This is a genomic window from Paraburkholderia sp. Ac-20347 (assembly GCF_017104805.1).
In the GTDB taxonomy this organism is placed as follows: Bacteria; Pseudomonadota; Gammaproteobacteria; order Burkholderiales; family Burkholderiaceae; genus Paraburkholderia; species Paraburkholderia tropica.
The window spans coordinates 1-6,735 of the sequence record NZ_JAAGPN010000349.1 but is presented as its reverse complement, the minus strand read 5'-3'; the positions used below and the strand labels follow the sequence as shown (position 1 = coordinate 6,735).

Below are 6,735 nucleotides of genomic sequence, written 5' to 3'. Positions count from 1 at the left end.
GGCGCTTGAAACCGCGCTGGAACGCGGCATCGGATTGATAGCCGACGAATTCGCCGATCTCCGCCACCGGCTGATTGCCCTGCGCGAGCAGACGGCCCGCGAACGTCATGCGGATGTCGGTGAGCACGTCGGCGGCCGAGCGTCCGATCGCTTCGTCGAAATGACGCGCGAAAGTCGCGCGCGACATGTGGCAGAGCGCGGCGAGATCGGGCAGCGTCCACGGGCGGCCCGGCGTCTCGAACATGGCGTCGATGGCCGGTTGCAGGCGCGGCTGCCGGGCCAGTGCGAGCAGGCCGCGCGGCGGCGCGTCGGTGCCGCTCGCGTAGCGCAGCGTGAGCGCGAACAGCGCGCCCGAAAGATGGTTGATGAGCGAATCGCTGCCCGGCCCCGCTTCGAGCGCCTCGTCGCGCAGCAGCGCGATCAGGCGCACGAGCCGCTCGGGCACGTGGCCGCCCGCGGGCGCGCTATGCACGACGAGGCGGCCCGGCAGGTTCTCGCGTAGCAGCCGTTGCGGCACGGCGGGCAACAGGAAGCGGCCGCAGAGCACGTCGGTGCGATGCGCGTCGGTCTGGTTGGTCGCCACTTCGAGGCCGTTTTCCACGCGTTTTTCGACCGCCGAGGGCGCTTTGCCGCTGCCGTCGTGCAGCACGTGCGCGCCGCCCGCCGGGAACAGCACGATGTCGCCCGCATGCAGCGCGGTGGGCGTGCCGTGCGCGTCCTCGACGATGGCCGAGCCCGCGATCAGCACGTGATAGCGGATCTCGCGCGGGCCCGCGCCGGGCTCGTCGATACGCCACGGCGCGCCGAAGTGGCAGCGCACGTCGAGTCGGCCCGCGACAGGCATGAGCGAAAGGAGGCGGCTGAGGATGTCCATGATCGGCGGCGTAAGTGGAGGGCGGTGAGACGATCGAGCATGAATTCGCGCCATTCTGGCATTAAAAGCGTCGGCGTGCGCGCCTAGACTGGCGTCATGCCATCGACGATGGCGGTGCAGCAGAAACGCGATGCCGGCGCACTTCCGCGCGGCGCGCTGTGTCCACGAATTCAGCGAATTCAACGAATCAGGAGTCGATCATGTCCCGCCTTTCCTCCATCAAGCCCGAAGAAGCTACCGGCGTCGCCGCCGACGTCTTCGCGAAGATCCGCAAGGCCGTCGGCAAGGTGCCGAACGCCTACGCGACCATCGGCACGCACAGCCCGGAAGCGCTCGCGTCGATTCTCGGCGTGGAAGCCGTGCTCGCGGGCGGCGCGCTGTCGAAGCTCGATATCGAAGCCGTGAAGCTCGCCGTGAGCGAAGTGGCGGGCTGCGATTACTGTCTCGCCGCGCACACGCTGGCGGGCAAGTTCGCGGGCCTCGCGCCGGAGACGATGAAGCAGATCCGCGCGGGCGACGCCAGCGGCGACGCGAAGCGCGACGCGCTCGTCCACTTCGTCCGACTGCTCGTGCAAACGCACGGCACGGTGGCCGAAGCCGAGGTGCAGGCGATTCGCGCCGCGGGCTACACCGAGCGCCAGATCGTGGAGATTGCGCTGGCGATTGCGTCGATCACGTTCACGAACCTCGTGAACCGCATCAACGATACGACGCTCGATTTTCCGGCCGTCGCGTAAGCGGGTTCACGCGCCTTTCGCCGCGAGGCGAGGGCGTCGAACCCGGCGACAGGCCACGTGCGCTGCATGCGCCGCCGACATAAAACGTGCCACGAATCATGAGTATCGATTCGAGGAAACGGCTTGGATGTGTGCATATGCATACATAGAATGAAACGGTGCATGCAGCGATTGTGAGTGTCCATGCTGTTCCATCGAATGACTCTGGAGAGAACACGATGAGCCTGTCGAATTCCACCCCGAATTCCCCTTCAAATACGGGCGCGAACGCCGCGCGCGAGATCGTGCTGTGCCATCCCGTGCGCACGGCGATCGGCGCGTACAACGGCGCGCTCAAGGGCGTGCCCGCCACCGAACTCGGCGCGATCGCGGTGCGCGAAACGCTCGCGCGCGCGAAGCTCGATCCCGCGTTGCTGGGATCGGTCGTGCTCGGCAACGTGATCCAGGCGGGCAACAAGATGAATCCCGCGCGCCAGGCGGAGCTGGGCGGCGGCGTGCCCGTGCAGGTGCCCGCGCTCACCGTGAACCGCGTGTGCGGCTCGGGCGCGCAGGCGGTGGCGAGCGCCGCGCAGGAAGTGCTGCTCGGTCTCGCCGATGTCGCGCTCGCGGGCGGCATGGAGAACATGGACCGCGCGCCCTATCTGCTCGACGGCGGACGTTGGGGCTATCGCATGGGCAACGCGCAGATCCACGACAGCATGCTGCGCGACGGTCTCGTCGATGCGTTTTCGGGCGAGCATTCGGGCTGGCACACCGAAGACCTCGTGACGAAGGCGCAACTCACGCGCGACGAGCAGGACCGCTGGGCCGCGCGTTCGCAGCAGCGTTTCGCGGCGGCGCAGGCGGCGGGGCGTTTCAGGGAAGAGATCGTCGGCGTGGAGTTGAAGGGCAAGAAGGGCGTGGAGCGTTTCGACACCGACGAAGCGCCGCGCCCCGACACCACCTTCGAGGTGCTCGCGAAGCTCAAGCCCGCGTTCCGTCCCGACGGCACGATCACGGCGGGCAACGCGCCGGGACTGAACAGCGCGGCGTCGGCGATGCTGGTCGCCGAGCGCGGTTTCGCCGAGGCGCACGGTCTCGCGCCGATGGTGCGGCTCGTGGCGTGGGGCGTGGCGGCGGTCGAGCCGGGCCTGTTCGGCCTCGGGCCCGTGCCCGCCGTGCAGCTCGCGCTGCGGCGCGCGGGCTGGTCGCTCGGCGACGTCGATCGCTTCGAGATCAACGAGGCCTTCGCGGCGGTGCCGCTCGCGGTCATCAAGCAACTGGGCATTCCCGACGACATCGTCAACGTGGAAGGCGGGGCGATCGCGCATGGTCATCCGATCGGCGCGACGGGCGCGATTCTGACCACGCGTCTGGCCTGGTCGATGCAGCGCGACGGCGTGCGCCGGGGCGTCGTGACGCTGTGCATCGGCGGCGGCCAGGGTATCGCGCTCGCGCTCGAGAAAGTATGATGGCCGGGCGCGCGCATCGGCGTGATCGACGTGATCGGCGAAACCGGCGCGCGCGCTCCAGATCCACGAAAACCACGAAGTTCACGTGATGGCGAACGAAGCACGAGAAGGTGACCGGCGATGACGAAGCGAGTGACGCGCGAGGAATGCAACTGTTTTGCACTGCGGCAGGCGGCGCGCTTCGTCACGCAGCTCTATGAGCGCCATCTCGCGCAGGCGGGCGTGACGGCCGCGCAGTTCACGATACTCTCGCGCCTCGCGGGCCGCCCCGACGCCACCGCCGCCGAACTCTCCGACGACCTCGTCATGGACCGCACCACGCTCGTGCGCGCGCTCAAGCCGCTGCAGCGCGACGGCCTCGTGCTCACGGCCGCCGCCGAGCACGATACGCGCACGCTGGTCTACCGGCTCTCCGCGAGCGGCCTGCGCCGCTACGACAAGGCGCACGCGCTCTGGCAGGACGCCCAGGCGGAATTCGAAAAGCATATGAAGCGCGACCGCGCGAAGGCGCTGCGCGCCGAACTGTTCGCGCTGACCAAAGCGGCGGCGTGATGCGTCGCGCGTAGGCGCACGCGGGCGAGGCAGCTGCGCGCGCTTACGTAGCTTTCAGCGCGAGCCATCCGCGCAAATACCGACGTCCCCCAGCGTCCCGATCCGGCGCGAAAATGGCATGATGGGGCTCCCAGAGTTCGACGCATCGCCGCCGGGTTCTCATGAGACGCCACCGTCCACCTTTGCCGCATTTCATGCGCGACCCGTCGCATCCCGCGTGGCGCGATATCGCGCTCTCCACGCTGCCGGTCGCGCTGTTCTGCATCGTCGTGATCGGCCTGGTCGTGTGGCTCGTCGACCCGGCGCCGCCGCGCGCGATCACCATCAGTGCCGGTCCGCGCGACAGCTCGTTCATGCAGATGGCCGAGGCGTATCGCACGATTCTCGCGCGCAACGGCGTGAAGCTGAAGATTCTCGAGTCGGATGGCTCGGTGCAGAATCTCCAGCGTCTGCTCGATCCCAAATCGAAAGTCGATCTCGCGTTCGTGCAGGGCGGCGTGGCCGACGGCCAGGACACGCGTTCGCTGATGTCGCTCGGCAGCGTGGCGTATCTGCCCATCGTGGTGTTCTATCGCGGCTCCGGACTCACGCAGCTTTCCGATCTCGACGGCAAGCGCATCGCCATCGGCCGCGTGGGGAGCGGCACGCGCGAACTCTCGCTCAGGCTGCTCGATGCGAACGGCATGGACCCCGGCGGCGACGCCACCTTCCTGCCGCTCGACGGCATGGAGGCGGCCACGGCGCTGGTCTCGAACCGCGTCGACGCCGCCATGCTGAGCGGCGACTCCACCACGCGCACGCTGATGCTGCGCCTGCTGAACATTCCCGGCATTTCGGTGATGAGCTTCGAGGAATCGGCGGCGTATACGCGGCTCTTTCCATATCTGGAGGACGTCGATCTGCCGCCCGGCGTGCTCGATCTGCGCCGCCGCGTGCCGCCGCAGACCGTGCATCTGATCGGGCCGACGGTGGAGATAGTCGCGCGCGACACGCTGCATCCGGCCATCTCCGATCTGCTGATCGAAGCGGCGAGCGAAGTGAACGGCGTGCCGGGACTGCTGCAGCGCGCGGGCCAGTTTCCGAGTCCGGTGGCGCACGATTTCCGCATCAGCGAGGACGCCACGCGCTACTACAGGTCGGGCAAGAGCTTTCTCTATCGCAACCTGCCGTTCTGGCTCGCGAGCGTGACCGATCGGCTGGTCGTGCTGCTGCTGCCGCTCGCGGTGCTGGTGTTTCCGGCGCTGCGCGCGATTCCCGCGCTGTACCGCTGGCGCGTGCGTTCGCGCATCTATCGCTATTACGGCGCGCTGATCGCCATCGAGCGCGACGCGCTCAAGCACACCAACGAAGAGGAACGCCAGGCGCTCGTCGACGAACTCGATGAAATCGAACGTTCGCTCAACACGCTGCGCATGCCGCTCGCGTATGCCGATGCGTTCTACGTGCTGCGCGAGCACATCGGCTTCGTGCGCGTGCATCTCGCGCCCACCGAACGCCGCACGGCGAACGCGGAGCACTGATCCGCCAACGCGGCTTCGATGTCCCGCGCATTGTTGCGTTCCGTGCATTCGCGCGCTTCATTGATGCGTCTCCTGAAACGCTGTGCTTTCGTCTGCGCGCGGTTGACACCGTGGCTGCGCGGCTCGTATTTTGGCCGGTACGTTTTGCGCGCAGGGACATGCACAAGTGCGCTATATAGCAGTACGTCGCGTTCGTCGCGCGCGTCGCAGTTTGCAGAGCGCATCAGAACACACACACCATCGCGCCCATCAGCAATCAGGAGGACCGTCACGTGAACTCGTCCGGTGTACGCCAGCGCGCTGCCTGGCTCCTGTGTGCCGCGCTCGCGGCCGCACCGCTCTTCGTCGGCCCGGCCGGGCCGCGTTCCGCGCTCGCGCAAAACGCCGCGCATCTGTCGAACCAGCAACTCGATTCGCTCACGGCGCCCATCGCGCTCTATCCGGATGCGCTGCTCGCGCAGGTGCTGATGGCCGCCACGTTTCCGCAGGACGTGCACGCGGCGGCCGCGTGGTCGAAGGCCAATCCGAAACTGCAGGGCGACGACGCGGTGAAAGCCGTGGCCTCGCAGCCGTGGGGCCCGAGCGTGCAGTCGCTGGTGGCGTTTCCGCAGGTGCTGGCGACGATGGAGTCGAAGCCCGACTGGGTCGCGCAGATCGGCAATGCGTTTCTCGCGCAGCCCAACGACGTGATGGATTCGGTGCAGCGTCTGCGCGCGCAGGCGCAGAAGGCGGGCAACCTCAAATCGAACGAGCAGCAGAAGGTGGTCGTGCAGCAGGCGCCGAGCAGCACCACGCAGACGATCATCATCGAGCCGGCGAATCCGCAGGTGGTTTACGTGCCGACCTATAACCCGACGGTGGTGTATGGCGCGTGGCCGTATCCGGCTTACCCGCCCGTCTACATGCCGCCGCCTCCGGGATACGCGCTCGCGACCGGCTTCGTGAGCGGGCTCGCGTTCGGCGCGGGCGTCGCGGTGGCGAATTCGTTGTGGGGCGGCTTCGGCTGGGGCACGCACGACGTGAATATCAACGTCAATCGATACAACAACATCAACGTCAATAACCGCATCAACACGACCAACGGCACGGCGAACTGGAATCGCAACACCAACGTCGAGCGCCGCAACCAGAACTTCAACAGCGCGAATATGAATGGCCAGCGCAATAACTTCCGCGGCTACGACCAGTCGCGTTCGCAGGCCATGCAGACCTTGCAGAACCGCACCGGGCAGAACATGGGCGGCAATGCGAGCGAGCGTTTGCACGACATCCAGCAGGGCGGCAACCGGCCCGGCGCGAACGGTGTGAACGGCGCGAACCGACCGAACGGGGGTGGCAATGCGCTGAACAATCGCGGCGAGGGCGCGCAAGGTGGACGTATCGGCGGGCAGGGCGGCACGCAGAACAACGCTGCGAATCGTGCGCAGAACGCGAATCGTCAGAACGAGATCGGCAATCGCGCCCAGAACGCGAATCGCGACAACGCGTTGCGCGGCGCGGGCGACGGCGGTGCGGCGCGCGCTGATTCGCAGCGCGGTCAGCAAAGCCGCCAGGCGTTGCAGAATCGCGGCGGCGGAGGCTTCGGCGGCGCTCAGGCGGGC

At 67.5% G+C, this 6,735-nt stretch carries 6 protein-coding genes; 5 read left to right on the top strand and 1 reads right to left on the bottom strand.

The genetic code is table 11. From position 1 onward, the window contains the following. Positions 1-874, bottom strand: an 874-nt coding sequence (locus G3N97_RS35000; protein ID WP_205997416.1) for an AraC family transcriptional regulator, incomplete at its 3' end; no start/stop codon positions are given. 200 nt (positions 875-1,074) lie between these two features. Between G3N97_RS35000 and G3N97_RS34995 the strand changes: the two genes are divergently transcribed. From G3N97_RS34995 to G3N97_RS34975, 5 genes are all read left to right on the top strand, one after another. Further along, the gene (locus G3N97_RS34995) at positions 1,075-1,611 is read left to right on the top strand and encodes a carboxymuconolactone decarboxylase family protein (protein WP_205997415.1); all 537 of its coding nucleotides are present in this window, start codon (positions 1,075-1,077) and stop codon (positions 1,609-1,611) included. Positions 1,612-1,829: 218 nt separating this feature from the next. Beyond that, positions 1,830-3,062, top strand: coding sequence for a thiolase family protein (locus G3N97_RS34990; protein ID WP_205997414.1), 1,233 nt, complete (start codon positions 1,830-1,832; stop codon positions 3,060-3,062). Between the two features lie 120 nt (positions 3,063-3,182). Continuing rightward, the gene (locus G3N97_RS34985) at positions 3,183-3,614 is read left to right on the top strand and encodes a MarR family winged helix-turn-helix transcriptional regulator (protein ID WP_065064334.1); all 432 of its coding nucleotides are present in this window, start codon (positions 3,183-3,185) and stop codon (positions 3,612-3,614) included. Between the two features lie 161 nt (positions 3,615-3,775). Continuing rightward, on the top strand, positions 3,776-5,134 hold the full coding sequence (locus tag G3N97_RS34980) for a TAXI family TRAP transporter solute-binding subunit (protein WP_205997413.1): 1,359 nt from the start codon (positions 3,776-3,778) through the stop codon (positions 5,132-5,134). 392 nt (positions 5,135-5,526) lie between these two features. Continuing rightward, positions 5,527-6,735, top strand: a 1,209-nt coding sequence (locus tag G3N97_RS34975) for a DUF3300 domain-containing protein (protein ID WP_241031026.1), incomplete at its 3' end; no start/stop codon positions are given.

What these genes read in the sequence shown, in the direction of transcription:
- G3N97_RS34995 (WP_205997415.1), top strand. Translation starts at nt 1,075, where the DNA reads ATGTCCCGCCTTTCCTCCATCAAGCCCGAAGAAGCTACCGGCGTCGCC.
- G3N97_RS34990 (WP_205997414.1), top strand. Translation starts at nt 1,830, where the DNA reads ATGAGCCTGTCGAATTCCACCCCGAATTCCCCTTCAAATACGGGCGCG.
- G3N97_RS34985 (WP_065064334.1), top strand. Translation starts at nt 3,183, where the DNA reads ATGACGAAGCGAGTGACGCGCGAGGAATGCAACTGTTTTGCACTGCGG.
- G3N97_RS34980 (WP_205997413.1), top strand. Translation starts at nt 3,776, where the DNA reads ATGAGACGCCACCGTCCACCTTTGCCGCATTTCATGCGCGACCCGTCG.